The sequence below is a fragment of the Pseudomonas sp. EA_105y_Pfl2_R69 genome, from assembly GCF_963970915.1.
Taxonomy (GTDB): Bacteria; Pseudomonadota; Gammaproteobacteria; order Pseudomonadales; family Pseudomonadaceae; genus Aquipseudomonas.
Map to the genome: position 1 here is coordinate 391,012 of NZ_CAXAOO010000004.1, position 25,303 is coordinate 416,314.

The 25,303-nt window shown below is 62.5% G+C and carries 25 protein-coding genes and 2 tRNA genes; 3 read left to right on the forward strand and 24 right to left on the reverse strand.

Annotation, left to right across the window (positions count from 1 at the left end):
• Positions 1-185 precede the first annotated feature (185 nt).
• A complete protein-coding gene (locus AACY13_RS13915; protein ID WP_339462171.1) occupies positions 186-653 on the forward strand; it encodes an Lrp/AsnC family transcriptional regulator in 468 nt (155 codons plus the stop codon).
• Positions 654-748: 95 nt separating this feature from the next.
• Here AACY13_RS13915 and AACY13_RS13920 read toward each other — a convergent pair whose 3' ends face one another.
• The 14 genes from AACY13_RS13920 to phnC all read right to left on the reverse strand — a co-directional run bounded on the left by AACY13_RS13920 (position 749) and on the right by phnC (position 12,851).
• A complete protein-coding gene (locus tag AACY13_RS13920) occupies positions 749-1,984 on the reverse strand; it encodes an MFS transporter (RefSeq protein WP_339462172.1) in 1,236 nt (411 codons plus the stop codon).
• A 202-nt stretch (positions 1,985-2,186) separates the two neighbouring features.
• Positions 2,187-2,951 carry a phosphonate metabolism protein PhnP gene (gene phnP, locus AACY13_RS13925; RefSeq protein ID WP_339462173.1) on the reverse strand — a complete coding sequence of 255 codons (765 nt, stop codon included), beginning with the start codon at positions 2,949-2,951 and terminating at the stop codon, positions 2,187-2,189.
• On the reverse strand, positions 2,942-3,505 hold the full coding sequence (phnN, locus tag AACY13_RS13930; protein ID WP_339462174.1) for a phosphonate metabolism protein/1,5-bisphosphokinase (PRPP-forming) PhnN: 564 nt from the start codon (positions 3,503-3,505) through the stop codon (positions 2,942-2,944). Before phnN ends, phnP begins: the two co-directional genes overlap by 10 nt.
• A complete protein-coding gene (locus AACY13_RS13935) occupies positions 3,505-4,650 on the reverse strand; it encodes an alpha-D-ribose 1-methylphosphonate 5-triphosphate diphosphatase (protein WP_339462175.1) in 1,146 nt (381 codons plus the stop codon). Before AACY13_RS13935 ends, phnN begins: the two co-directional genes overlap by 1 nt.
• Positions 4,640-5,365, reverse strand: a complete 726-nt coding sequence (phnL, locus tag AACY13_RS13940; protein WP_339462176.1) for a phosphonate C-P lyase system protein PhnL — start codon at positions 5,363-5,365, stop codon at positions 4,640-4,642. The genes AACY13_RS13935 and phnL overlap by 11 nt, the downstream gene beginning before the upstream one ends.
• 131 nt (positions 5,366-5,496) lie before the next feature.
• On the reverse strand, positions 5,497-6,306 hold the full coding sequence (phnK, locus tag AACY13_RS13945) for a phosphonate C-P lyase system protein PhnK (RefSeq protein WP_339462177.1): 810 nt from the start codon (positions 6,304-6,306) through the stop codon (positions 5,497-5,499).
• On the reverse strand, positions 6,303-7,181 hold the full coding sequence (locus tag AACY13_RS13950) for an alpha-D-ribose 1-methylphosphonate 5-phosphate C-P-lyase PhnJ (RefSeq protein ID WP_339462178.1): 879 nt from the start codon (positions 7,179-7,181) through the stop codon (positions 6,303-6,305). Before AACY13_RS13950 ends, phnK begins: the two co-directional genes overlap by 4 nt.
• A complete protein-coding gene (locus AACY13_RS13955; RefSeq protein WP_339462179.1) occupies positions 7,178-8,269 on the reverse strand; it encodes a carbon-phosphorus lyase complex subunit PhnI in 1,092 nt (363 codons plus the stop codon). The genes AACY13_RS13950 and AACY13_RS13955 overlap by 4 nt, the downstream gene beginning before the upstream one ends.
• Positions 8,269-8,880, reverse strand: coding sequence for a phosphonate C-P lyase system protein PhnH (gene phnH, locus AACY13_RS13960; RefSeq protein ID WP_339462180.1), 612 nt, complete (start codon positions 8,878-8,880; stop codon positions 8,269-8,271). Before phnH ends, AACY13_RS13955 begins: the two co-directional genes overlap by 1 nt.
• Complete coding sequence (phnG, locus tag AACY13_RS13965; protein WP_339462181.1) at positions 8,880-9,341, reverse strand: phosphonate C-P lyase system protein PhnG; 462 nt, start codon at positions 9,339-9,341, stop codon at positions 8,880-8,882. The genes phnH and phnG overlap by 1 nt, the downstream gene beginning before the upstream one ends.
• A 12-nt stretch (positions 9,342-9,353) precedes the next feature.
• Positions 9,354-10,058: a phosphonate metabolism transcriptional regulator PhnF gene (gene phnF, locus AACY13_RS13970; RefSeq protein WP_339462182.1), complete on the reverse strand. Its 705-nt coding sequence runs from the start codon at positions 10,056-10,058 to the stop codon at positions 9,354-9,356.
• Positions 10,059-10,093: 35 nt separating this feature from the next.
• Entirely contained in the window at positions 10,094-10,888 is a 795-nt protein-coding gene (gene phnE / locus AACY13_RS13975) for a phosphonate ABC transporter, permease protein PhnE (RefSeq protein WP_339462183.1), read from the reverse strand.
• Positions 10,889-10,954: 66 nt separating this feature from the next.
• Positions 10,955-11,959 carry a phosphonate ABC transporter substrate-binding protein gene (gene phnD, locus AACY13_RS13980; protein WP_339462184.1) on the reverse strand — a complete coding sequence of 335 codons (1,005 nt, stop codon included), beginning with the start codon at positions 11,957-11,959 and terminating at the stop codon, positions 10,955-10,957.
• A 55-nt stretch (positions 11,960-12,014) separates the two neighbouring features.
• Entirely contained in the window at positions 12,015-12,851 is an 837-nt protein-coding gene (gene phnC, locus AACY13_RS13985; RefSeq protein WP_339462185.1) for a phosphonate ABC transporter ATP-binding protein, read from the reverse strand.
• A 388-nt stretch (positions 12,852-13,239) separates the two neighbouring features.
• Here phnC and AACY13_RS13990 point away from each other — a divergent pair, with 388 nt between their 5' ends.
• A complete protein-coding gene (locus tag AACY13_RS13990; RefSeq protein ID WP_339462186.1) occupies positions 13,240-13,557 on the forward strand; it encodes an Arc family DNA-binding protein in 318 nt (105 codons plus the stop codon).
• A 91-nt stretch (positions 13,558-13,648) separates the two neighbouring features.
• Here the strand turns inward: AACY13_RS13990 and AACY13_RS13995 are convergent, their stop codons facing one another.
• From AACY13_RS13995 to mgtE, 4 genes are all read right to left on the reverse strand, one after another.
• Positions 13,649-14,785 (reverse strand): sodium ion-translocating decarboxylase subunit beta, encoded by a 1,137-nt coding sequence (locus tag AACY13_RS13995; protein WP_339462187.1) that lies wholly within the window; start codon positions 14,783-14,785, stop codon positions 13,649-13,651.
• Positions 14,786-14,796: 11 nt separating this feature from the next.
• Positions 14,797-16,575 (reverse strand): sodium-extruding oxaloacetate decarboxylase subunit alpha, encoded by a 1,779-nt coding sequence (gene oadA, locus AACY13_RS14000; RefSeq protein WP_339462188.1) that lies wholly within the window; start codon positions 16,573-16,575, stop codon positions 14,797-14,799.
• A 25-nt stretch (positions 16,576-16,600) separates the two neighbouring features.
• Complete coding sequence (locus tag AACY13_RS14005) at positions 16,601-16,852, reverse strand: OadG family protein (RefSeq protein WP_339462353.1); 252 nt, start codon at positions 16,850-16,852, stop codon at positions 16,601-16,603.
• Positions 16,853-17,029: 177 nt separating this feature from the next.
• Positions 17,030-18,472, reverse strand: coding sequence for a magnesium transporter (mgtE, locus tag AACY13_RS14010; protein ID WP_339462189.1), 1,443 nt, complete (start codon positions 18,470-18,472; stop codon positions 17,030-17,032).
• Positions 18,473-18,796: 324 nt separating this feature from the next.
• Here mgtE and AACY13_RS14015 point away from each other — a divergent pair, with 324 nt between their 5' ends.
• Positions 18,797-19,288, forward strand: a complete 492-nt coding sequence (locus AACY13_RS14015) for a DUF4124 domain-containing protein (RefSeq protein ID WP_339462190.1) — start codon at positions 18,797-18,799, stop codon at positions 19,286-19,288.
• A gap of 77 nt (positions 19,289-19,365) precedes the next feature.
• Here the strand turns inward: AACY13_RS14015 and AACY13_RS14020 are convergent.
• From AACY13_RS14020 to ltaE, 6 genes are all read right to left on the reverse strand, one after another.
• Positions 19,366-19,442 (reverse strand) — tRNA-Arg (locus tag AACY13_RS14020).
• 109 nt (positions 19,443-19,551) lie between these two features.
• Positions 19,552-19,642: transfer RNA gene (locus tag AACY13_RS14025), tRNA-Ser, on the reverse strand.
• Positions 19,643-19,704: 62 nt separating this feature from the next.
• A complete protein-coding gene (gene csrA, locus AACY13_RS14030) occupies positions 19,705-19,890 on the reverse strand; it encodes a carbon storage regulator CsrA (protein ID WP_025165378.1) in 186 nt (61 codons plus the stop codon).
• Between the two features lie 185 nt (positions 19,891-20,075).
• Positions 20,076-21,314, reverse strand: a complete 1,239-nt coding sequence (locus AACY13_RS14035) for an aspartate kinase (RefSeq protein WP_339462191.1) — start codon at positions 21,312-21,314, stop codon at positions 20,076-20,078.
• Positions 21,315-21,427: 113 nt separating this feature from the next.
• Complete coding sequence (gene alaS / locus AACY13_RS14040; protein WP_339462192.1) at positions 21,428-24,052, reverse strand: alanine--tRNA ligase; 2,625 nt, start codon at positions 24,050-24,052, stop codon at positions 21,428-21,430.
• Between the two features lie 196 nt (positions 24,053-24,248).
• Positions 24,249-25,250: a low-specificity L-threonine aldolase gene (gene ltaE, locus AACY13_RS14045; protein ID WP_339462193.1), complete on the reverse strand. Its 1,002-nt coding sequence runs from the start codon at positions 25,248-25,250 to the stop codon at positions 24,249-24,251.
• Between the last annotated feature and the right edge of the window lie 53 nt (positions 25,251-25,303).

Below are 25,303 nucleotides of genomic sequence, written 5' to 3' on the forward strand. Positions count from 1 at the left end.
ATTTTTATGAGAGCAAGGCTGGCAACGGTGAATGCCAACCGGATTCTGTTTCGCCCGGGATCTCCGTGCGCAACGACTGGCTAAAAATATGACTGAGCGGTACCGAGAAATTCTTTCTATTTGCTGGCCGTTTTGCAGATACTGCGCATGATCAATCCAACAAAAACAAAAAAGCAGAAACAGTCATGCAAGAAAAACTCAGCCCCATCGACCGCAAGATTCTTCGCCTGCTGCAGCATGACGCCGACCTCTCCGCCGCCGAGATCGCCGAGAAGGTCGAGTTGTCACAATCGCCCTGCTGGCGGCGGATTCACCGCATGCAGGAAAACGGCATTATCGAACGCAAGGTCGCCCTGCTCAGCCATCGGCAACTGGGCTTCAGTATCACCGTGTTTGTCGATATCAAGCTGTCGGCCCATGGCAGGGGCAACCTGGAAGAGTTCGAGCAGGCGGTGGTCGGTTACCCTCAGGTGCTGGAGTGCTACACCATGGCCGGCGGCTCGGACTACCTGCTCAAGGTAGTGGCCAAGGACATCGCCGACTACGAGCGCTTTCTGCGCGACCACCTGCTGCAGCGCCCGCATGTGCAGGAGGCACACTCCAATATCGCCATGAGCGAGGTCAAGCGCACCACCGAGTTGCCGCTGGATTGAAGGGCCATGGTGGAAAACGCTGCACGGTTTTTCCGCCCTAGGTTGTGGTGAATATTCGTAGGGTGGACAACGCGCAGCTTGTCCACCGTTTTGCCCTATGGTTCCAGGGCAGATCCGGCTTGCACCGCAGCTACCTTAGCCCCCTCGCCCTGCGCCCTTCCCGCCCACCACAGCGCCAATGGGCCGAGCAACAAGATCACTCCGACCAGAGCAAAGGCAGCCCACCAGCCGAGCAGGCTCTTGTCGCCCAATAAATCCAGGCTGATGCCGAATAGCAGTGGGCCGAGAAAGGCACCGCTAAAGCCGGTGCAGGAATACAGCGCCATCGCCGCGCCACGGTGGCTGGCCGGGGCAACCTCGATCAGGCCAGCCGTCAGGGATGACGAATCGGCAGTCACTGTGACGCTGTAGAGCAACACCAGCACCAGCATCAACCAGAATGGCAAGGCCGCACTCAGGCCGATAAGCCCAGCCAGCACGGCCGAGCTAAGCATCACCGCAATCAGCCAGCGCTGCCGACCAAAACGCAGCGCCAGCTCGTTGCCGAAGATGCTCGCAGGCATACCGATCAGCGTCACCAGCATCGCCACCCAGGTGCCGGACAGCCAGGGATCGCTGCCCTGCAACTGCCCGGAGAACACCACAAAGGCCACCACCCAGGCTCGCAGCGCAAACAGCTCAAGGTTGTGCACCGCATAGGCCAGGCAATAGGCAGCCACCGCACGGTTTCTCAGTGGTGCCAGGTCCAGCAGTTTGCGCGGCTCATGCTGCACCACCGCCTTGGGCTGCAACCCCCAATAGACCAGGGCCCAGGCCAGCAAGGCGCAGACGCCACTGAGCAGGGTCGGCAGCTGCCAGCCGGCGAACTTGGCCAGCTCGCCGGCGAGGATAAACGACAGCGCCGTGCCCAAGCCGAAGCTGGCCGTATAGAAGGCCACCGCGCGCGACTGCGCCGGCCCCTCAATCCGTTCGGACAAGGCCTTGAGCCCCGGCATATAGGTGCCCGCCAAACCAACGCCCGCCAGCACTCGCCAGGCCAGGGCCGACCAGAAGCCATCGGCGAAGACGAAACCGGCATTGGCCACCGCCGTCAGCAGCATCGCCGCCAGGTAGATCAGCCGCGCATCGTATTTATCGGTCAACCCGGTAAGGATCGGCACCGCGACCATATAGCCAAGAAAGAAACCGCCACCGATCCAACCCGCCTGGGTATTGCTCAACCCCCATAGCGCCTGGAAATCCGGCAGCAACGCGGCAAACAACGCAAAACCGGCCATGCCCAGGGTTTCCGCGCCGCACAGCAGCAGGGTTATGCGGCGAGCGTTATTCATAACACCACCAACTCGTAGGGTGGGTTAGCGACGCCGAACCGCGCTCGATAATCCAACTGCGATAATGGAGCGGCGCGTAACCCACCAAGCGATGGAACGCGTTGCGCCGATGGTGGGTTACGCCGCGCCCCAAGTCGCGTGACGCCTGGCAAGCGCGGTAGGCGGCTAACCCACCCTATGAATGCAGGTTGCAGCAGCCTGCTCATAACACCTGCCCATCAGAGGCCGAACTAACCCCCGCCGGCAAGGCATTGGGGTTATCCAGCAGCCAGGCGTCGAAGCTATGGCCGATATGGGTCAGCACGGTTTGCCTTGGTTGCAGCTGCAGGGCCACCTCCAGGGCGCGGGTCAGGTCGTTGTGATTGCGCGGGGCGATGGGCTGCGGCGCGGTGGAGCAGTCCAGCACCAGCAGATCCAGCGGCTGTTGTCGCAGTACCTCGGCACTGGCGTCCGGCACACCGAGGGTGTCGGTCAGATAGGCTAGACGCCGCTGTTCGCCACTCGCCGTCAAGCCCTCCAGCAGATAGCCGAAGGTCAGCTTGGAGTGATTAAGCGGCAGGGCCGTCACGCTCAACTCACCCAACTGCCGCCGCTCGAAGGCGGCAAACGGCTGGCTGAAATCGAGAATGCCGGGGTGTTTGTACAGGTCGGCCAGGCCTTCGGGATCATCCGGGCCATGCACCGGAATCACCAACCCCTGGCCCCAGCGCAGGTGCAGCAGACCCTGGGCATGATCGGCGTGGTAATGGGTTTGCAGGATGCCGCTCAGACTATGGGGCGCGAAGCGCTCGCACAGATCGCTCAGACCTGAGTCGATCAGCCAGCGCTGCGTGCCGCATTCGATCAGCGCGCTGCAAGGCCCACGGCGGCGCGCTGGATTTACCCGCGCACTATCGCAGGCCGGGCAGCTGCAGTTGTACACCGGCACCTGCCGCGCATCGCCCGTGCCGAGCAAGGTCAAGCGCATGTTTGGTTGGCTCCGACCAGCATCAATAGATTGTCTCGTGCGAGCTCAATCGAGGTGGAGTTGTCCAGTAAATGCAGACCATCGCGCTCGGCGGCGGCGGCATCAAACTGAGCGTTGCGCGCCAGGCGTTGCTCAATTTGCTCAATGCTTTCACGACCGCGCCTGAGCAAGCGCTCACGCAACACCGCTGGCTCGACCGTAAGCAACACGCCGATCAGCTGCGGGTAGCGTTGCCGAGCCTGAGCCAGGTGCCCGCGCGAGCCATTGACCAGCACATCCTGCCCCGCTGCCAACCAATCATCGATCTGCTTGGGAATTCCGTAAGCCAGACCATTGGCGCGCCAGCTCAGGGCAAAACCACCGGCCGCTTCCTGGGCATCAAACTCGGTTGGGGAAACGCCAATGGCGTCCTCGCCCACCGACTCCGCAGAGCGGGTAATCACCCGCCGCACGATCACGCAATCACGCTCGGCCAAACGCTCTCGCGCGGCTTGCAGCAGGCTGTCCTTGCCCGAGCCCGAAGGCCCCATCAGATAGATCAGCTGGCCGCTCATCAGAACACCCTTTTCGCTTGTCGCCAGACCTGCTGGATCACCGTCTGGCCTTCGTGAACCTGCGCCTGCACCAGGTCGGCGCGCAGGCCGACACGGATCTCGCCACGATCATCCAGTCCCGCCGCCCGCGCCGGTAACAGACTGACGGTGGCGATCGCCCGCGGCAGATCATAACCGTTGTCCTGCCCGGCCAGTAACCAGGCGGCCTGCAACAGGCTGGCCGGGTAGTAATCGCTGGAAAGGATATCCAGCACACCATGCCGGGCCAGTTCGGCGGCGGCGACATTGCCCGAGTGCGAGCCGCCGCGGACAATATTTGGCGCGCCCATCAGCACCTTCAGGCCCAGCTCATGACTGGCCCTGGCGGCGTCCAGGCTAGTGGGGAATTCGGCGATGGCCATGCCGAAGCCTGCCGACTCCTGCACATGCTCCAGGCTCGCATCGTCGTGGCTGGCCACGGAGATGCCACGGGCCTGGCAGTCGGCGACGATGGCGCGGCGCTGACGGTCGCTATGTTGCCGGGAGTTGACCACCTGCTCCCGAATAAAGGCATCCATTTCCGCCTCGCTCAGGTGGTACTTGCCTATGTAGTACTCACGGTATTTATCTTCCTTGGCGAACTGGCGCTGGCCCGGCGAATGGTCCATCACCGACACCAGCTGTACCAGCGGGTGCTCCACCAGGTCGCGAAACACCGCGAGGGTATCCGGGTGGCAGACCTCGCAGCGCAGGTGCAGGCGGTGATCGGCGCGCATCTGCCCGGCCTGTGCTGCGGCCGCGATGGCCTCCAGCATGGCCGGCAACTGCTGCATGCGTTTGCCGCGCGGGTTGACGTCGCCGATGGCCAGGGCGTCGAACACCGTGGTGATGCCGGCGGAGACGATCTGTGCATCGTGGGTCAGCACTGCCGAGGCCGACGGCCAGTCCACCCCCGGCCGTGGGCTCATGTACTTTTCCAGGTTGTCGGTGTGCAACTCGACCAGGCCAGGCAGCAGGTAATCGCCGCCCAGATCCTGTGCCTGAGGCAAGCCGCTGACGCCCTCGTCCACCTGGACGATCAGGCCGTCACGCAGCAGCAGGGTGCCGACAAACTCCTGCTCGGCGGTGACGATCCGCGCGTTGGTCAGAATCTGTTCAACCGGCATACACATACTCCTGCTGCGCCGCGGCGCTGATGTCCTGGCTCATATCAAGAAAGCGATCGGCCACCGCTTCACGGGCGGCACGGTCGTGGAAGATGCCGATCAGCGCTGAGCCGGCGGCCTTGGCTTCTTCGATCAGCTGCAGCACCACCTGACGGTTGGCCTCGTCCAGCGAGGCGGTGGGTTCATCCAGCAGCATCAGCGGCCAGGCGACCATAAAGCCGCGGGCGATATTCACCCGCTGCTGCTCGCCGCCGGAGAAGGTGCCGGGCGCTAGTTGCCATAGAGCCTGAGGAATATTCAGACGACTGAGCAGGCTTTTCGCCCGCGCCTGTGCGTCCGTCTTGCTCCAGCCTCGGGCCAGGGCCGGCTCCATCACTACATCCAGGGTCGCCACACGCGGGATCACCCGCAGAAACTGGCTGACGTAACCCAGGGTCTGCCGGCGCACCGCCAGCACCTGGCGCGGTTCGGCACCGACCAGTTCGACCCAGTCGCCCTGATGGAGCACGCGGATGCTGCCGCCGGCGGCCAGGTAGTTGCCGTACAGGGTGCGCAGCAGGGTCGACTTGCCCGCCCCGGACTGGCCATGCAGCACCAGGCACTCGCCGCCGCGCACACTGAAATGCAGCCCACTCAACACATTCAGCACCACGCCGTGCTGCTGATGCAGGGTGAAGGTCTTGCTGAGGTCGGAGACCTCGATAAGCGTATTCATTTAAACCTCGAACTACGTACGGCCGGATGCGATCCGGCGCGAGAGTCGTTTCGTAGGGTGGATGGCGCTTTACCCATCCACCATGGCAACGCGTAGGTGGATGAAAACAGCGTCATCCACCCTACTCAGCGTCAGGGCTGCAGGACGGACGAGACCAGCAGCTGCGAATAGGGATGCTGCGGGTCGTCGAGAATCTGATCGGTCAGCCCGGCCTCGACCACATGGGAGCGGCGCATCACCATCAGCCGGTCGGCGAGCAAACGCGCCACGGCCAGGTCGTGGGTGACGATCACCACCGCCAGATCCAGCTCACGCACCAGACCGCGCAACAGGTCGAGCAAACGCGCCTGCACCGACACATCGAGGCCGCCGGTGGGCTCGTCCATAAAGATCAGCCGTGGGCTGGAGACCAGGTTGCGAGCAATCTGCAAACGCTGCTGCATGCCGCCGGAGAAGGTGCGCGGCAGGTCGTCGATGCGCAGCGGGTCGATCTCCACCTGGCTCAGCCAGTCGATACCCGCCGCGCGCAGTTCACCGTAGTGGCGCACGCCCTGGGCCATCAGCCGCTCGCCGATATTGGCCCCGGCCGACACACCCATGCGCAGGCCGTCACGCGGGTTCTGCTCGACAAAGCCCCATTCGGTGCGCAGCAGCGTGCGCCGCTGCGCCTCGCTGGCGCTGTACAGATCGAGCCAGTTGCCAGCCGTATCGCGATAACTGACCGCGCCGCGATCCGGCGGGCAGCGCCCGGAGAGCAGGCTGAGTAGGGTCGACTTGCCCGAGCCGGACTCGCCGACGATGCCCAGCACCTCGCCCGGATATAGATCGAACGACACGCCCTGGCAGCCCTTTTCCGGGCCGTACAGGCGGGTCAGGTCACGCACGCTAAACAGCGGCTGCGCCGTGTCGGTGTGCAGGTGCAACTTCTCGGCAGCACTCATTGCGCGCCCTCCTCTTCAAGATCGCGGCGTTGCATGCAGTAATCGGTGTCGGAGCAGACGAAGCGTTTGCTGCCGGCGTCGTCGACGATCAGCTCGTCCAGGTAAGAATCCTCGCTGCCGCAGAAGGCGCAGCACTCATCCCAGCGCTGGATCTCGAAGGGGTGGTCATCGAAATCCAGACTCACCACCCGGGTGAACGGCGGCACGGCGTACAGGCGCTTCTCGCGCCCCGCACCGAAGAGCATCAGCGCCGGGCTCATATGCAGCTTGGGGTTGTCGAATTTGGGGATCGGCGAAGGGTCCATCACATAGCGCTCATCCACCGTCACCGGGTAGGCATAGCTGGTGGCGATATGGCCGAAGGTGGCGATGTCCTCGTACAGTTTGACGTGCATCACGCCGTAGTCTTCCAGCGCATGCATGGTTCGGGTCTCGGTTTCCGAGGGCTCGATAAAGCGCAGCGGCTCGGGAATCGGTACCTGATAGACCATGATCTGATCGCCACTCAGCGCAGTTTCCGGAATCCGGTGACGGGTCTGAATCACTGTCGCCTCGGGCGTGCGGGTGGTGGTTTTGACCCCGGCGGTGCGGGCGAAGAAGCGCCGGATCGACACCGCGTTGGTGGTGTCATCTGCGCCCTGATCGATCACCTTGAGCACATCATCGGCACCGAGAATCGCCGCGGTCAGCTGCATGCCGCCGGTGCCCCAGCCATAGGGCAACGGCATCTCGCGGCCACCAAACGGCACCTGGTAACCGGGGATGGCCACGGCTTTGAGCAGGCCACGGCGGATCATGCGTTTGGTCTGTTCGTCCAAATAAGCAAAGTTGTACCCGGCTTCCGGGGCGCGGGTGATCTGGCTTTGGGCATTCACGGGCGTTGCTCCTCGGCGGCGGACTGCTCACAGCTCTGCTTGCGCAGTTTGCGAATCAGCTCCAGCTCGGATTGGAAGTCGACGTAGTGCGGCAATTTCAGGTGCGAGACGAAGCCCGCAGCCTCGACGTTGTCGCAGTGCATCAGCACGAACTCTTCCTGCTGCGCCGGGCCTTGCACTTCCTCGGCGTATTCGTCGACGCGCAAAGAACGGTCGACCAGGGCCATGCCCATGGCCTTGCGCTCGGCATAGCCGAAGGCCAGGCCGTAGCCCCGGGTAAATTGCGCCTGCTCAGGCGCATCGCCGACAAACTGGTTGACCATCTCGCACTCGGTCACCTCGATATCGCCCAGCGGCACGGCGAAGCCGAGTTCTTCCGGCTCCAGCCAAACCTCGACCTCGCCGATGCGTATCTCCCCGGCAAAGGGGTGGTTACGCCCGTAGCCGCGCTGGGTCGAATAACCCAGGGCCAGAAGGAAGCCTTCATCACCGCGAGCCAATGCCTGCAGGCGTTGAGCGCGGCTGGCGGGAAAATCCAACGGCTCGCGGGTGATATCCGGCACCGCCGCGCCGTCATCGGCCTCGCGGGCCATCAGGCCTTCGTCGGCGAGAAAATCCAGCACCCGCGGACACGGCGACAGTTCAGCCTGCGGATCGACTTGCGGCCCCGGTTGCTCACCTTCGGCGAGCAGGGCGAAGTCCAGCAGGCGGTGGCTGTAGTCGAAGGTCGGGCCGAGCAGCTGGCCGCCGGGCAAGTCCTTGAAGGTTGCAGAGATGCGCCGAGTCAGCTGCATCTGCGTGGTCTCCAACGCGGCGCTGGCAGCGAAACGCGGCAGCGTGGTGCGGTAGGCACGCAGCAGGAAGATCGCCTCCATCAGGTCGCCGGCCGCCTGCTTGATCGCCAGTGCAGCCAACTGCGGGTCGTACAGCGAGCCTTCGCTCATCACCCGGGCCACGGCCAGGGGCATCTGCTCGCGCACCTGTTCGACGCTGAGTTCGGGAATGCGGATATCGCCACGGCGCTTCTTGGCCAGCAGCAAATGGGCGTTGTCGATGGCGCGTTCGCCACCTTTGACGGCAACGTACATCAGGCAGCCTCCTCGGCATTGAGCAGCACGTGGGTGCTGCGCGGCAGGCCGATAACCTGCTCACCAGCGGCGAAGAAGGCATCCAGGCCACGGGGAAAGGCGCTGCGCGCCTGACGCTGCTGCCAGAATGCCGTCGACAGCGGCAGCTCGACGCTGCGCACATCCTTGATGCCCGGCCCACGCCAGCGCAAAACTGAACCATGGCTGAGCTCATCCAGCTGGATCAGCAAGGTGCAGGACTGGTCCGGGTAACGCTCGCTGCCATTGTCGAAGGCCGACAGGTCCGTCAGTTCGCTTTCATCGAGCAGGGCAAACAACGCCAGCTCACGCTCGCTGACAATCGGGCAGCCACAGTGGAACGCCAGGTTGGCGCGGATCGCCGGCGTATCGAAGCGTGGGGCCAGCCACAGCGGTGTATCAGCATCGAGAAACGCCAGGCACAGGGCGTAGGTTGCCGGATGGAGGTTTTCCAGGGCCAGGGCGCGGTTCAGCGGTTGCGCCAGGCCGGGCTCGGCCAGGGCCTTGAGGGCGCTGCGGAAGCTGGTCTGCGCGTCCAGCACCGGATCGTTGAAAGCCGGTTGCAGCCATTGCGAGCTATTCGCCGCGGTCATCAGTCTTCTCCTCGGACCAGGGTGAAAAATTCCACCTGGGTGGTGGCGATTTCTGCGGCCTTGGCCGCCTGTTGGGCTTGTTGCGCTGCCGCCAGGGGTTCGATCAGTCGGCTTAGCCAATGCGGCTGCTCGGTGCCCTGCAAATGGGCGTCGGCCAGGGCCGCCAGTTCGGCGTGTTGTTTGTCGCGGCCAGCCACGTAGCTGTAACCGGTGCGGCCATCGGCCAGGCGCACCACGCAGCGAGTCACGCTCATCTCGCCAAGGTTGAAGGGGCTACCGGTGCCCCCCATGCGGCCGCGCACCAGGGTCATGCCGATTTCCGGCGCGCGGATCAGGCTGTATTCGACCTCTTTCAAGGCTGACTCATAGGCCGCCAAGCCCGTGCCGGCGCGGGCAAGTACGCCCATCCAGCGCTGACGTGTGGCGATTTGCGGGTCGCTGTGCAGCAGGTTGCGGTTCATCACAGGCCTCCATCAAAGAGCGAGCTGGTACTGGAAACGGTCGGCGCGGCTGGTCGATAACGACAGCTCCACCGGCCGTCCGGCCAGATCGCGGGAAAGGGTTTGCACGCTCAGCAGCGGCGCATGTTTGGGCATCAGCAAACGCGCAGCCTCGTCACGGCTGGGCAGGCGCGCGCCGATCAGGCTGAAGGTGCGGGTCAGCGGCAGGCCGCGCTGACTGAGGTACTGGCGCAGCGAGCCGCCCTGGTAGTCGGCGAGCAGCTCGCAATGTTCGGTGCCAAAGGCATGACGGATCAGGCTGACGGGCTGGCCTTCAATCAGGCGCAAGGTGCTGAGCTCCAGCAGTTGCGCACCACTGGGCAGCTGCAGGTAATCACGCTCCTCGCAACCGGCCGGACGCAAACGGCTTTCCAGCAAATGCGCCTCGACCTTGTGACCCAGCGCCGAGAGTGAGGCGCTGTAGGCACTGCCGGCCTGCATCGGATAGATCAGCGGCTTGGCCAACACCCGCGTGCCCTTACCCTGCTGACGCAGCAGGCGGCCTTCAAGCACCAGCTCATCCACCGCACGGCGCAAGGTGTGGCGGTTGACTGCAAAACGCGCAGCCAGCTGCACCTCGGCCGGCAGGTAATCGCCGGGGCTCATGCGCTGCAGCTCATCGCGCAGCACGGCGGCCAGTTCGCGGTACAGCGGCTCGGGTTGTCTAGACAAGTGCATGGTTTAAAACGGGTGCCCGCAGGCACCCGGCTCCGTCAGATAAATTGTTTGCGTAGACGCTGCGAGATGATGTCCAGCACGCTCACCACCAGGATGATCACCAGCAGCAAGGCGCAGGTCTGGGCGAACTGGAAGCCGCGAATGGCTTCCCAGAGAATCACTCCGATGCCGCCAGCTCCGACCATGCCGACCACGGTGGCCGAACGTACGTTGGACTCGAAGCGGTACAGCGAGTAGGAAATCCACAACGGCAAGACCTGTGGGATCACCCCGTAGATCACTTCCTGCAGCGCGCTGGCCCCGGTGGCGCGTACGCCTTCTACAGGACCCGGATCAATCGCCTCCACCGCCTCGGCGAAGAGTTTGGCCAGCACCCCGGTGGTGCCGATAAACAGCGCCAGCACCCCAGCGAACGGTCCAAGGCCGACGGCCACCACGAAGAGCATGGCGAAGACCATTTCGTTGATCGAGCGGCAGGCGTCCATCACCCGGCGGATCGGCTGATAAACCCACCAGGGCACGATGTTTTCTGAGCAGAGAATGCCCAGCGGGATAGCCAGAACAATCGCCAGTACCGTGCCCCACAGGGCGATCTGCACAGTGACGATCATCTCCTTGAGGTACAGCTCCCAGTTGCTGAAATCGGGCGGAAAGAAGTCCGCGGCAAAGGTCGCCATGTTGCTGGAGTCGCGGATCAGCGCCAGCGGATTCATCTCCGCGCCCTGCCAGGACCAGGCCAATACAACGAAGAACAGCCCCCAGCCGATCAGCTGCAGCCAGGAGCGCTTGGCGGCTAGCTCGGGCGTGGGAGTGGTGGTCAAAGTGGTCATAACGACATCTCGAATCAAGCGGCAGATGAAAACGACCCGCCATGTGCGGCGGGTCGAGAACTGCGATTAACCAGCGCTGGCAGGGCTCTGCTTGGCGATTTCAGCCAGACGCTTTTCCAGCTTGGCCAGCTCGGCATCCAGGTCCTTGAGCTGGGCCTGCTTGTCGGCGGCATTCAACTTGTCGTTGTTGGCCACTTCGGTGCGTTTCTTGAACAATTCCAGCTGGCGGATCGGCAACAGTTGGTCGTCATCCGACGCCTTGAACTTGGCCCACTGCAGCCCTTCAAGCACTTTCAGCTCAGCCGGCTGGTCGCCGTAAGTCATAAAGAACTCACGCAGCTTGTTCTTGGTGGCGTCATCCAGATTCTTGCGCCAGACCATCGGGTCGGATGGGATCAGTGGCGAGGTCCAGATCACTTTCAGCTGCGCAGCCTTGTCCGGCGCGGTCACTTGCAGACGCTCCATGCCCTCGCTGTTGAAGGTGCCGACATCGACCTGCTTGTTGGCCACCGACAGGGCGTTGACTTCGTGACTGCCGTTGAGCGCGCGCTTGAAGACCTTGTTGGCGTCGGCGTTGTTCTGCGCGAACACGTAGTAGCCCGGCACCAGATAACCCGATGTGGAGTTCGGATCGCCGTTGGCGAAGGTCAGGCTCGAAGCGTTTTTCAGCATGTCCTCGATCGAATTGATCGGGCTGTCCTTGTGCGCCACCATCAGGCTGTAATAGCCCTGAGTGCCATTGGCCGCCACGGTCTGGGCGAATATCTGGCCACCGGCACGGTCCACCGCTTCCATGGCTGCCTTGTTGCCGTACCAGGCCATGTCGACCTTGTCGAAACGCATGCCCTGGATGATCCCGGCGTAGTCAGGGGCGAAGAAGGCTTTGATCTTCAGTCCGGTCTGCTGGCTCATATCTGCCAGGAAGGGGTCCCACATGGTCTTGAGGTTCTGCGAGGACTCGGTGGAGATAATGCCGAAGTTGATTTCCTGCTCAGCGGCCTGGACGGTGCCCAGAACCGAGCCGGCCAGCAGCGTGGACGCGGCGAGAACGCGACTGATACGTTTGAACATGCAAAGCACTCCTAGTGCAGATGGACAGACAGGGGTTGGCGTAGCGGGCGGTGACTCAGGCCTTGGCCAGGGTCAGCGGGACTTTCGGCTTGCGCGCGCGGCGCGGTTTCTCGGCGGTTTGCGGCTCGGCTAGCAGCTCGGCCCCGTAAAGATCGTTAAGGAAGTTGGGATGCAGCTCGGCGGCCGCGCCGTCGTAATGAATACGCCCCGCCTTCAACGCCACGGCGCGCTGGCAATAGCGCATGGCATAGTCGACCTGATGCAGGGTGACCACCACGGTGGTGCCGTCTTCACGGTTGATGTCGGCGAGAATCTGCATGACCTTGCGCGCCGATTCGGGGTCCAGCGAGGCAATCGGTTCGTCGGCCAGAATCACCTTGGCGCGCTGACACAGGGCACGGGCAATCGCCACGCGCTGCTGCTGGCCGCCGGACAGGGTCGAAGCGCGCTGTTGCGCCAGATCGGCCAAACCGACGCGGGCCAGCGCCTGCAGTGCACGCTGCTTTTCTTCGACATTGAACAGGCCGAAGCTGCCACGCCAGCGCGGCATGCGCCCCAGGCAGCCGAGCAGCACGTTCTGCAACACGCTGAGGCGACCGACCAGATTGAACTGCTGGAAGATATAGCCGATGTCGGCGCGCAGACGGCGTACTTCGCCATTCAGGTTGCCATCGGCCTGCACCTGGCGGCCCAGCACCTGAATGCTGCCACCGGCGCTGCGATCGCAGCAGGCCAGGCCGGCGACATGGCGCAGCAAGGTCGACTTGCCGGAACCGGAAGCTCCGATCAGCGCCACCATTTCACCGGGCTCGACGGATAGCGCCAGCTCAAACAGCGCCTGCTTGCGGCCGAACGTCTTGTTCAGGTTCTCGACCCGGATCACTGCGCTCATGGAATGCCTCCTTGTTAAGGGTTACACCGCGGCGCGAAGCCGCCTTCTGGTGTAGACCAAAGTAGGCAAATCCTGTGTCAGGCCGGTTAATGGGCCATGACACTTGCGTGACCATTGCTTTAACTTTTTCTCGCGTTCAGCCAGAAACCCTTGCTTTTTGCCGAATAAGGCGCATTTCTGATAGCCGGTGCTGGCAAAAAGCCTGTACTGCAGCCACAATTGCGCCACGCAATTGGCGTCAATTTAATGCCCTACTGACTATAGGGTCATAATATCGAACAGCGTTCTGGCGGAACGGTTAGTGCTACGAGTGGTCAAACCGGTGTCTACTCCATAGCTTATTGCCAGTATCGCTTTCCTAAACTAACCGGTTTAATGTACGCGCCCTATGAAACCAGCACTCTATTCCAGCCGTACCGCTGACAAATTCGTTGTTCGCCTGCCCGACGGCATGCGCGAGCGTATCGCAGATGTCGCACGCAACCATCACCGCAGCATGAACTCGGAGATCATTGCTCGCCTCGAGCAAAGCATGCTCCAGGAAGGCTCACTGGGTGATGACCTCAATATGCGCCTCGACAGCCCCGAGCTGTCGCTGCATGAGCGCGAACTGCTGCAACGCTTTCGTCAGCTGTCGCGCCGTCAGCAGAATGCCCTGGTGGCATTGATTGCTCACGACGTCGAAATGGCCAGCGAAGAAGCCTGAGCATCCAGCCCTTGAAAACCGGCCTCTGGCCGGTTTTTTCGCTGGCATAAAAAAACCGCCTGAACAGGCGGTTTTTTAATTGAAGCGGCGACTAGCCGACGAAGTTGAGCAGCACCCCCGCCGCCACCGCCGAGCCGATCACACCGGCCACGTTGGGCCCCATGGCGTGCATCAGCAGGAAGTTCTGCGGGTTGGCTTCCAGCCCTACCTTGTTCGACACCCGCGCCGCCATCGGCACTGCCGAGACGCCGGCCGAGCCGATCAGCGGGTTGACCTTGTTATCACTGAACATATTCATCAGCTTGGCCATCAGCACACCCGCCGCGGTACCGGCGCAGAACGCCACCATGCCCAGGCTAAGGATGCCCAGGGTTTTCAGCTGCAGGAAGGAATCCGCCGACAGCTTCGAACCCACGGTCAGGCCGAGGAAGATGGTGACGATATTGATCAGCGCATTACGCGAGGTATCGGCCAGACGCTCGACCACGCCGCTTTCACGCAGCAGGTTACCGAGGGCGAACATGCCCACCAGCGGCGCAGCATCGGGCAGCAGCATGCCAACCAGTATGCAGAGCACGATCGGGAAGATGATCTTCTCGGTCTGGCCCACCGGACGCAGTTGCTGCATAACGATGGCGCGCTCTTCCTTGGTGGTCAGCGCACGCATGATCGGCGGCTGGATCAACGGCACCAGCGCCATATAGGCATAGGCCGCCACGGCAATCGGACCGAGCAGATGCGGGGCCAGCTTGGAGGTCACGAAGATCGAGGTGGGGCCGTCGGCACCACCGATGATGGCGATGGACGCGGCTTCCTTGAGGGTGAACTCCAGGCCCGGGATACCCAGGGAGGTCAACGCCAGTGCGCCGAGCAGGGTGCCGAAGATGCCGAACTGCGCCGCCGCCCCCAGGAGCAGGGTCTTGGGGTTGGCCAGCATCGGCCCGAAATCGGTCATGGCCCCCACGCCAAGGAAGATCAGCAGCGGGAAGATACTGGTGGGCAGGCCCACCTCGTAGATCATATGCAGAAAGCCTGCGCCTTCCGCCATGTTGGCCACGGGAATGTTGGCCAGCAGCCCGCCGAAGCCGATCGGGATCAGCAGCAGGGGTTCGAAGCCCTTCTTGATCGCCAGATAGATCAGCAGCATGCACACCGCGATCATAAACAGCTGGCCAACCTCGACGTGGTACAGGCCCGTGCTATGCCAAAGCTTGAGGAGCTTTTCCATTACCGCGCTCCTTAACCGATGGTCAGCAGGCTGTCGCCCACCGCCACCGCATCACCGACCTTGACGTTGACCGCACCGATGGTGCCAGCCTTGAACGCACGGATCTCGGTTTCCATCTTCATCGCTTCGAGGATGATCAGCAGGTGGCCTTCCTCGACGGCCTGGCCCGGCTGCACCAGCACCTTGAAGATATTGCCGGCCAGCGGTGCGGCCTGAGGCTCGCCGCCGCCCATTGCGGCAGGCGCAGCAGCCGACGCAGCACCCGCAGCACCGCCAACAGGCTTGATGCCATCGATGTCGCCACCCTCGTTGACCTGCACGACAAAGGACTTGCCGTTGACCTCAACGGTATAGACCTCAGGCTTGCCGGCTTCGCGGGCAGGCTGCTCCTTGCCGGTCGGTGCCGGTTCGAAAGCCGCCGGATTACCGCGGTTCTCCAGGAACTTCAGGCCGATCTGCGGGAACAGGGCATAGGTCAGCACGTCATCGATTTCATCGGCGGCCAGCTTGATGCCCTTCTCTTTGGCGATGCCCTTGAGTTCGGCGGTCAGCTTGTCCATCTCTGCTTCCAGCAGATCGGCTGGGCGGCAGGTGATGGCTTCGGCACCGTCCAGTACGCGTGCCTGCAACTCTTTATTGAAAGGTGCCGGCGCTGCGCCGTATTCGCCTTTCAATACGCCGGCGGTTTCCTTGGTAATCGACTTGTAGCGCTCACCGGTGAGGACGTTGATCACCGCCTGGGTGCCGACGATCTGCGAGGTCGGGGTCACCAGCGGGATAAAGCCGAGGTCTTCGCGTACTCGCGGAATCTCGGCCAGCACTTCGTCGAACTTGTCCTGGGCCCCCTGCTCTTTCAGCTGGCCTTCCATATTGGTCAGCATGCCGCCCGGCACCTGGGCGACCAGGATGCGCGAATCGACGCCCTTGAGGTTGCCCTCGAATTTGGCGTACTTCTTGCGCACTTCACGGAAGTAGGCGGCGATCTCCTCCAGCAGCAGTAAATCCAGGCCGGTATCGCGCTCGCTGCCCTGGAAAATCGCCACCACCGATTCGGTTGGCGAATGGCCGTAGGTCATCGACAGCGAGGAAATCGCGGTGTCGACATTATCGATGCCGGCTTCCACCGCCTTGACGATGGCCGCAGTCGACAGCCCCGCAGTGGCGTGGCATTGCATATGGATCGGGATCGACAGGGTCGCCTTGAGGCGGGTCACCAGCTCGAACGCGGTGTAGGGGTTGAGAATCCCGGCCATGTCCTTGATGGCCACCGAGTCGGCCCCCATGTCCTCGATCTGCTTGGCCAGATCGACCCACATCTCCAGGGTGTGCACCGGGCTGGTGGTATAAGAAATAGTGCCCTGGGCATGCTTGCCCAGCTGCTTGACGGCCTTGAGGGCGGTCTGCAGGTTGCGCGGATCGTTCATCGCGTCGAATACGCGGAACACATCGACGCCATTGAGCGCGGCGCGCTCGACGAACTTTTCCACCACGTCATCGGCGTAATGGCGGTAACCCAGCAGGTTCTGCCCGCGCAGCAGCATCTGCTGACGCGTATTGGGCATGGCCTTTTTCAATTCGCGGATGCGATGCCAGGGATCTTCGCCCAGATAGCGAATGCAGGCATCGAAGGTCGCGCCGCCCCAGGACTCGACCGACCAGAAGCCAACCTGATCGAGCTTGGGCGCGATCGGCAGCATGTCCTCCAGGCGCACCCGTGTGGCCAGAATCGACTGGTGGGCGTCGCGCAGCACCACATCGGTAATTCCGAGTGCTTGTTTAACGGCAGTCATACAGATGCTCCCTTTCGAACCTGACTCAACCGCGACGGGCGCGGTGCTGATTAATAGCGGATTGGATGGCGACTAACAGCTCGGCGCTCGGCGCGTCGGCAGCATGCCGGGCAACCGGTGGCAGCACAGCGGCTACGGGTGTTTTCGAGGCAAACAGCTCGACCATCCGTGACATTACACGGATCACCAGAACCAGCAGGAGCAGAAAGAGAAATACGAAGCCTATGCCGAACAGCATGAGCTCGACACCCTCGAGCAGGAGTTCACTGGGGGTCATCATGGCTCCCTTTGCCAGCAGCACTTCAGCTGCATTCATTATTGATAGGAGCGCCCGGGGATTGGCCCCAGGCAAAGCTGGCGAACCTTAGCTTGAAACGAGCGTTTGAAGCAAATCCAAGATAGCCCGATGGGACATTTTCTGACGAAAAAGCGTCATCCCGCCCGATGGGAACTCCTAGAGCAGAAACAGACTGGCCAGTCCCAGAAAGATAAAGAAGCCGCCGCTGTCGGTCACCGCGGTAATCATCACACTGGCCCCCAGCGCCGGATCCCGCCCCATGCGCACCAGGGTCATGGGAATCAGCACCCCCATCATGGCCGCCAGCAGCAGGTTGAGGGTCATGGCCGCGGTCATCACCACACCCAGGGACCAGCTGTCGTAGAGCAGATAGGCCACCACCCCGATCACCCCGCCCCAGACGATACCGTTGACCAGGCTGACCCCCAGCTCCTTGCGAATCAGCCGCGAGGTATTGCCGGTGCTTACCTGATCCAGGGCCATGGCGCGCACGATCATGGTGATGGTCTGGTTGCCCGAATTGCCGCCGATGCCGGCAACGATCGGCATCAGCGCCGCCAGCGCCACCAGTTTCTCGATCGAGCCCTCGAACAGACCGATCACCCGCGAGGCCATAAAAGCGGTAACCAGATTGATTGCCAGCCAGGCCCAGCGGTTGCGCAGGGATTTCCACACCGAGGCGAAGATATCCTCCTCCTCGCGCAGACCGGCCATATTGAGGACTTCGTTTTCGCTTTCCTCGCGGATCAGGTCGACCATCTCGTCGATGGTCAGACGCCCGATCAGCTTGCCGTTCTTGTCCACCACAGGCGTGGAGATCAGGTCATAGCGCTCGAAGGCCTGGGCGGCGTCGTAGGCGTCCTCGTCCGGGTGAAAACTCACCGGGTCGGTGGCCATGACTTCGCTGACCAGGCGCTCCGGATCATTGACCAGCAGGCGCTTGACCGGCAGCACGCCCTTGAGCACGCCGTCGTAATCCACCACGAACAGCTTGTCGGTATGCCCCGGCAGCTCCTTGAGGCGGCGCAGGTAGCGCAGCACCACCTCCAGGCTGACGTCTTCGCGGATGGTGACCATCTCGAAGTCCATCAGCGCGCCGACCTGATCCTCTTCATAGGACAGCGCCGAACGCACCCGCTCGCGCTGCTGGGCGTCGAGGGACTCCATCAGCTCATGGACCACATCGCGCGGCAACTCGGATGCCAGATCGGCCAGCTCGTCGGCATCCATGTCCTTGGCGGCGGCGAGAATCTCGTGATCGTCCATGTCGGCGAGCAGGGTTTCGCGCACCGCGTCGGACACTTCGAGGAGGATATCGCCGTCGCGCTCGACCTTGACCAGCTGCCAGACAGTCAGACGGTCTTCGAGCGGCAGGGCTTCGAGAATATGGGCAACGTCGGCGGAGTGCAGCTCATCGAGCTTGCGCTGCAGCTCGGCCAGGTTCTGCCGATGCACCAGGTTTTCCACCCGGTCGTGGTGCTGGCCTTCCTGACGATGGGTCAGGTCTTCGACCACCTTGTGCCGATGCAGCAGTTCGACCACCTGGGCCAGGCGGTCCTGCAGGCTTTCCTGCGGTTTTTTCGCTTCTACTTCAGTCATGGCGCGCTCCACCCCCAGCGGCGGCGCGCGCCAAAGAGGGTCAATCAGTCAACACGTGATTGCACAATCGAGATTCAGAGTAACTACTGGGTAAGTCCATGGTGGTGTCCCACAAGCCCCGGCGGGGCTGACAGGGCAAATGATAACACCGCGCCAGCGCCTTGCACGCGACAAAAGCAGGGCGAGAACAACCGCTTGCGAGGCAAACCTGAATGTTTTTTGCAGCTCTGCAACTGCGACGCACCGGCACGCAGGCAGGGCACCACTGGCGCATGCAAAAGCATCGACTAAGGTTGCACAGGTAGACGTCAAGGAGGACGCCCCATGCATGGACTGCACTGCGCAGCTGTCTGCGCCATTCTGCTCTGCCCCACTGCGTTGCTGGCTTCCAGCGTATTTCGCTGCGAAGACGCCAGCGGCCATATCACCTACACCCTGCAGGGCTGCCCCGCCGAGCAGACGCAACAGCGCCAGGAGGCCCACAACCCGACGCCTGGCAAGGGCAAGGCCGTACCCCTGGCCAAACCGGCCAAGGCCAAGCGTCGGACAGCGCGCCCGGACGCGCGCGAAGTGACGGTGGTGGGCAGCCGGGACGATGGCTGCGGCAACCGCATGACCAGCAGCGAGCGCCGTACGGCGATTATCCGCCAGCGGATAGTCAGCGGCATGAGCCGCGCCGATGTGGAGAGCAGCCTGGGCAAGCCCGACAGAATCACCCAGCATAACGGTCAGACCCGCTACCTCTACCGCGGCAACCAGGGCAACAACCGCCAGGTCAGCTTCGACGCCGCCGGCTGCGTCAAGGGCAAGCGCTAACCACGCACCTGGACGGATAAGCGCGGACAAACGCCAGACAAAGAAAAAGGGCCTGCATCGCTGCAGGCCCTTTTATATGGTGCACTCAGGAGGATTCGAACCTCCGACCGCTCGGTTCGTAGCCGAGTACTCTATCCAGCTGAGCTATGAGTGCATGTAACCCGCGCACTGCAAGGCCTGAAACCATCGCCTGTGATCGCTGCGACGCGCTTTTCAGTCGCTACCGCATCCACACACCGACAAAACCTTACAACACTAAATAATGGCGGAGAAGGGGGGATTCGAACCCCCGACACCCTTTTGAGATGTACTCCCTTAGCAGGGGAGCGCCTTCGGCCACTCGGCCACCTCTCCGCAACACGGGGCGCATGATACTCATCTTTGCCCCGTTTGCAAAGCCAAAATTTCGATAAAAATTAGTGGCTTGGTTCTTCGCCTTTCTCTTTCTGGATGCGCTGGTAAATTTCTTCACGGTGCACGGCAACCTCCTTCGGCGCGTTAACGCCAATGCGCACCTGATTACCTTTAACGCCCAACACGGTGACAGTGACCTCGTCACCCACCATCAGGGTCTCTCCGACCCGGCGAGTCAGAATCAGCATTCCTTTCTCCTTACGGATAACAGTTCAGGACAACAACAGTCTGCAAAAAACAAAAGGGTTGCAGCTGCGTCCAGTAGACCCAGCCTTCACCTAAGTATTGACCAGTGTAGGCAGAAAGAAAGCTTCCACCCATGCCAACCAAAAGCAAAAAGGCGCGGGATAAACCGCGCCTTTCGGATAATGCCTCAATCGCCCTGACGGGCCGGGGCATCCAGTTCGAAAGCAGTGTGCAGGGCGCGCACCGCCAACTCCAGATATTTCTCCTCGATAACCACCGAGACTTTGATTTCCGAGGTGGAGATCATCTGGATATTGATGTTTTCCTTGGCCAGGGCCTCGAACATACGGCTGGCAACTCCGGCATGGGAACGCATGCCGACACCGACGATGGAGACCTTGGCGATTTTCACATCGCCGATCACTTCGCGGGCACCCAGTTCGCGCGCGGTATTTTCCAGCACGGCCAGGGCAGCGTTGTAGTCGTTGCGGTGCACGGTGAAGGTGAAATCGGTGGTGTTATCGTGCGAAACGTTCTGCACGATCATGTCCACTTCGATATTGGCGGCACTGACGGGGCCGAGAATCTTGAACGCCACGCCCGGGATGTCCGGCACGCCACGGATAGTCAGCTTGGCTTCGTCGCGATTGAAGGCGATGCCGGAGATGATCGGCTGTTCCATGGATTCCTCTTCATCAAGGGTAATGAGGGTGCCCGGACCCTCTTTGAAGCTGTGCAATACGCGCAGCGGGACGTTGTACTTGCCGGCGAATTCCACCGAGCGGATTTGCAGCACCTTGGAACCCAGGCTGGCCATTTCCAGCATTTCTTCGAAGGTGATCTTCTCCAGACGCTGAGCCTGGGGCACCACACGCGGGTCGGTGGTATAGACGCCATCGACATCGGTGTAGATCTGGCACTCGTCCGCCTTGAGCGCCGCCGCCAGGGCCACGCCCGTGGTATCGGAGCCGCCACGCCCAAGCGTGGTGATATTGCCGTGCTCGTCCACGCCCTGGAAACCGGCGACCACCACCACCCGGCCGGCCTTGAGGTCGGCGCGCAGCTTCTGGTCATCGATCTGCAGGATGCGCGCCTTGTTGTGCGCACTGTCGGTGAGGATGCGCACCTGATTGCCGGTGTAAGACACCGCCGGCACGCCGCGGCGAATCAGGGCCATGGTCAACAGGGCAATGGTCACCTGTTCGCCGGTGGACAACATCACGTCGAGCTCACGCGGTACCGGCTGATCATCGCTGGCCTGCTTGGCCAGCTCGATCAGGCGGTTGGTTTCACCGCTCATGGCGGAAACCACGACCACGATGTCATCGCCGTTTTCGCGGAACTTCTTCACCTTGTCGGCCACCTGCTGAATCCGCTCAACAGTGCCGACGGAGGTGCCGCCAAATTTCTGTACGATCAAAGCCATTTCAAAGCCGCCTCAGCCCGTGAAGGGCGCCCATTAAACATACAACTCGATTGACTGCCAAGGGCCGCCGGGCGTAATGCCGCCCCGCCGTGTCCCCCGGCCGGCCCCGGTGCTTACAGACCCTGCTCGACGAAACGCGCGGCCAGCGCCAAGGCGCTGTCCAGTGCGTCGGCATCGGTGCCACCGCCCTGGGCCATATCCGGACGACCACCGCCCTTGCCGCCAACAGCCGCAGCCGCCTGTTTCATCAGCTCGCCGGCTTTCAGCTTGGCGGTCAGGTCCTGGGTCACGCCGGCCACCAGCACAACCTTGTCGTCCTGCACGCCGCCGAGCAGGATCACTGCACTGCCGAGTTTGTTCTTCAACTGGTCGACCATGGCCAGCAGCGCCTTGCCGTCGAGACCATCGAGGCGCGCAGTCAGCACTTTGATGCCCTTGACCTCGACGGCCGAGCCGGCCAGGTCATTGCCCGCCGCGCTGGCGGCCTTGGCCTTGAGCTGCTCCAGCTCCTTTTCCAGCTGACGGTTGCGCTCCAGCACCCCGGCGAGCTTGTCCAGCAGGTTGTCGCGGCTGCCCTTGACCAGCGCCGCGGCTTCTTTCAACTGTTCTTCGGCACCATTCAGGTAAGCGAACGCCGCGGCACCGGTAACTGCTTCGATACGCCGCACGCCGGCAGCCACACCGCCTTCGCTGGTGATCTTGAACAGGCCGATATCGCCGGTACGCTTGACGTGGGTACCGCCGCACAGCTCGACGGAGAAGTCGCCGCCCATGCTCAGCACGCGCACCTGATCGCCGTACTTCTCACCGAACAGCGCCATGGCACCTTTGGCCTTGGCGGTTTCGATATCGGTTTCCAGGGTTTCCACTTCAGTGTTGCCGCGCACTTCGCGGTTGACGATGGCTTCCAGCTCTTTCAGCTGCGCCGGGGTGATCGCCTCGAAGTGACTGAAGTCGAAGCGCAGACGCTGACTGTCGACCAGCGAGCCCTTCTGGGTCACGTGCTCGCCCAGCACCTGACGCAGCGCGGCATGCAGCAGATGGGTGGCGGAGTGGTTGAGCGCGGTGGCCTGACGCACGCCGGCGTCGACCTCGGCCTTGACCGAAGCCCCGACGCTCAGACCACCCTTGGCCACGACCCCGCGATGCAGGGAGGCACCGCCAGCCTTGGTGGTGTCACGCACATCGAAGCGCACGCCGGCACCTTCGAGGAAACCGCAGTCACCGACCTGGCCACCGGATTCGGCATAGAACGGCGTCTGATCGAGAACCACCACACCCTCCTCGCCTTCTTTCAGGCTATCCACCGCCTGGCCAGCGGCAAACAGCGCGACGATCTTGCCGCTGCCACTGGTGCCCTGGTAACCGAGGAACCGGGTGTCGCTGTCGACCTTGACCAGGGCGTTGTAGTCCATGCCGAAGGCGCTGGCGGAACGGGCGCGCTTGCGCTGCTCTTCCATTTCGCGCTCGAAGCCGGCTTCGTCGAGGGTCAGCTCGCGCTCACGGGCGATATCGCCGGTGAGGTCCATGGGGAAGCCATAGGTGTCATACAGCTTGAACACCACCTCACCCGGGATAACGTTGCCCTTGAGTTCGGCCAGGTCCTGCTCGAGGATCTTCAGGCCCTGTTCCAGGGTCTTGGCGAATTGCTCTTCCTCGGTTTTCAGCACACGCTCGATATGTGCTTGCTGTTGCTTGAGCTCCGGGAAGGCTTCGCCCATCTCGGCCACCAGGGCGGCGACGATCTGATAGAAGAAGCTGCCCTTGGCACCCAGTTTGTTACCGTGACGACAGGCGCGACGCACGATGCGGCGCAGCACGTAGCCGCGGCCCTCGTTGGACGGGGTCACGCCATCGGCGATCAGGAAGCCGCAGGAGCGAATATGGTCGGCCACCACCTTCAGCGAGGCCTGGCCTTCGTTGGTGCAGCCGATAGCCTTGGCCGCAGCGTTGAGCAGGCTCTGGAACAGGTCGATCTCGTAGTTCGAGTTGACGTGCTGCAGTACCGCGCTGATGCGCTCCAGGCCCATACCGGTGTCCACGCTCGGTGCCGGCAGTGGGTGCAGCACGCCATCGGCAGTCCGATTGAACTGCATAAACACGTTGTTCCAGATCTCGATATAGCGGTCGCCATCCTCCTCGGGCGAGCCGGGCGGGCCGCCCCAGATATGCTCGCCGTGGTCGAAGAAAATCTCGGTGCAAGGACCGCACGGGCCGGTGTCGCCCATGGTCCAGAAGTTGTCGGAGGCGTAAGGCGCGCCCTTGTTGTCACCGATGCGAATCATCCGTTCGGCCGGCACGCCGACTTGCTTGGTCCAGATGTCATAGGCCTCGTCATCCGTGGCATAGACGGTGACCCAGAGCTTGTCCTTGGGCAGCTTCAGCCAGTTGTCGCCGGTGAGGAACTCCCAGGCGAAGTGGATGGCGTCGCGCTTGAAATAGTCGCCGAAGCTGAAGTTACCCAGCATTTCGAAGAAGGTGTGGTGGCGTGCGGTGTAGCCGACGTTTTCCAGGTCGTTGTGCTTGCCGCCTGCACGCACGCATTTCTGGCTGGTCGCGGCGCGGGTGTAGGCGCGCTTTTCCAGGCCGAGGAAGCAGTCCTTGAACTGGTTCATCCCAGCATTGGTGAACAGCAGCGTCGGGTCGTTGCCCGGAATCAGGGAGCTGGAAGCGACACGGGTGTGCCCCTTCTCTTCGAAGAAGCTGAGGAAAGCTTCACGGATTTCAGCGCTTTTCATAGGATCATCCACGGAAACAGGCGGCCACGGCAAAGCCGGCAAAGGGCCGCATTATATCGGGCCTGGGCTCGGGGGCTAGTGCCTTTATTGATAGACGGGAGCTATGGCACTGCGCGGACGTTGTGGCGCGGTTTATTCAAGCAGCCAGGCTTGTCACCAGCCTATAGCAAGCTGGCTCCTACAGGGGCACCCTCACCTAGCGCCGGAAGGCGGCGAACGCCTGAATCACCTGTTCGATATCGTCGGCACTGACATCCAGATGGGTAACCATGCGCAGACGCGGCGCGGCAGAGAGACGGATCCCGCGTTCGGCGCAGAAGGCCTTCAACGCACCGGCCCGCTCGCCGATCTGCACATAGACCATATTGCTCAGCACCGGCTCGACCCCATAGCCCAACTCACTCAGGGCAGCCCCCAGCCGTTCGGCATTGGCATGATCCTCGGCCAATCGCGCCACCTGATGCTCCAGGGCATACAGCCCGGCGGCGGCCAGCACACCAGCCTGGCGCATGCCGCCGCCGACCATCTTGCGCAGCCGCCGCGCCTTGCCGATCATCTCGGCGCTGCCACAGAGCACCGAGCCCACCGGCGCACCGAGGCCCTTGGACAGGCATACCGAGACCGAATCGAAATGCCGGGTGATCTCCCGCGCTGCCACGCCCTGCCTGACTGCCGCGTTGTACAGTCGCGCACCGTCCAGGTGCAAGGCCAGGCCGTGCTTGAGGGTCAGCGCACGGGCGGCGGCCAGGTAGTCGAGCGGCAGCACCTTGCCCTGCATGGTGTTTTCCAGCGCCAGCAGGCGGGTGTGGGCGAAATGGAAGTCATCCTGTTTGATCGCGGCCTCGACCTTATCCAGACCCAGCGAACCATCGGCTTCGCCTTCGATCGGCTGCGGCTGGATCGAACCGAGCACCGCCGCACCGCCACCTTCGTATTTATAGGTATGGGCCTGCTGGCCGACGATATATTCGTCGCCGCGCGCGCAATGGGCCATCAGCCCGAGCAGATTGCTCATGGTGCCGGTGGGCACGAACAGGGCGCTGGCAAACCCCAGCTCAAAGGCCAGGTGCTGCTCCAATCGGTTGACCGTGGGATCTTCGCCATACACGTCATCGCCCAGTTCGGCGGCCAGCATGGCCTCGCGCATGCCCGCGGTGGGCTGGGTGACGGTGTCGCTACGCAGATCAATAACGGCCATGACGGGTTTTCCTTAACATTGCGAAAAGCCCGATGCTAAAGCGCCGCGGATCA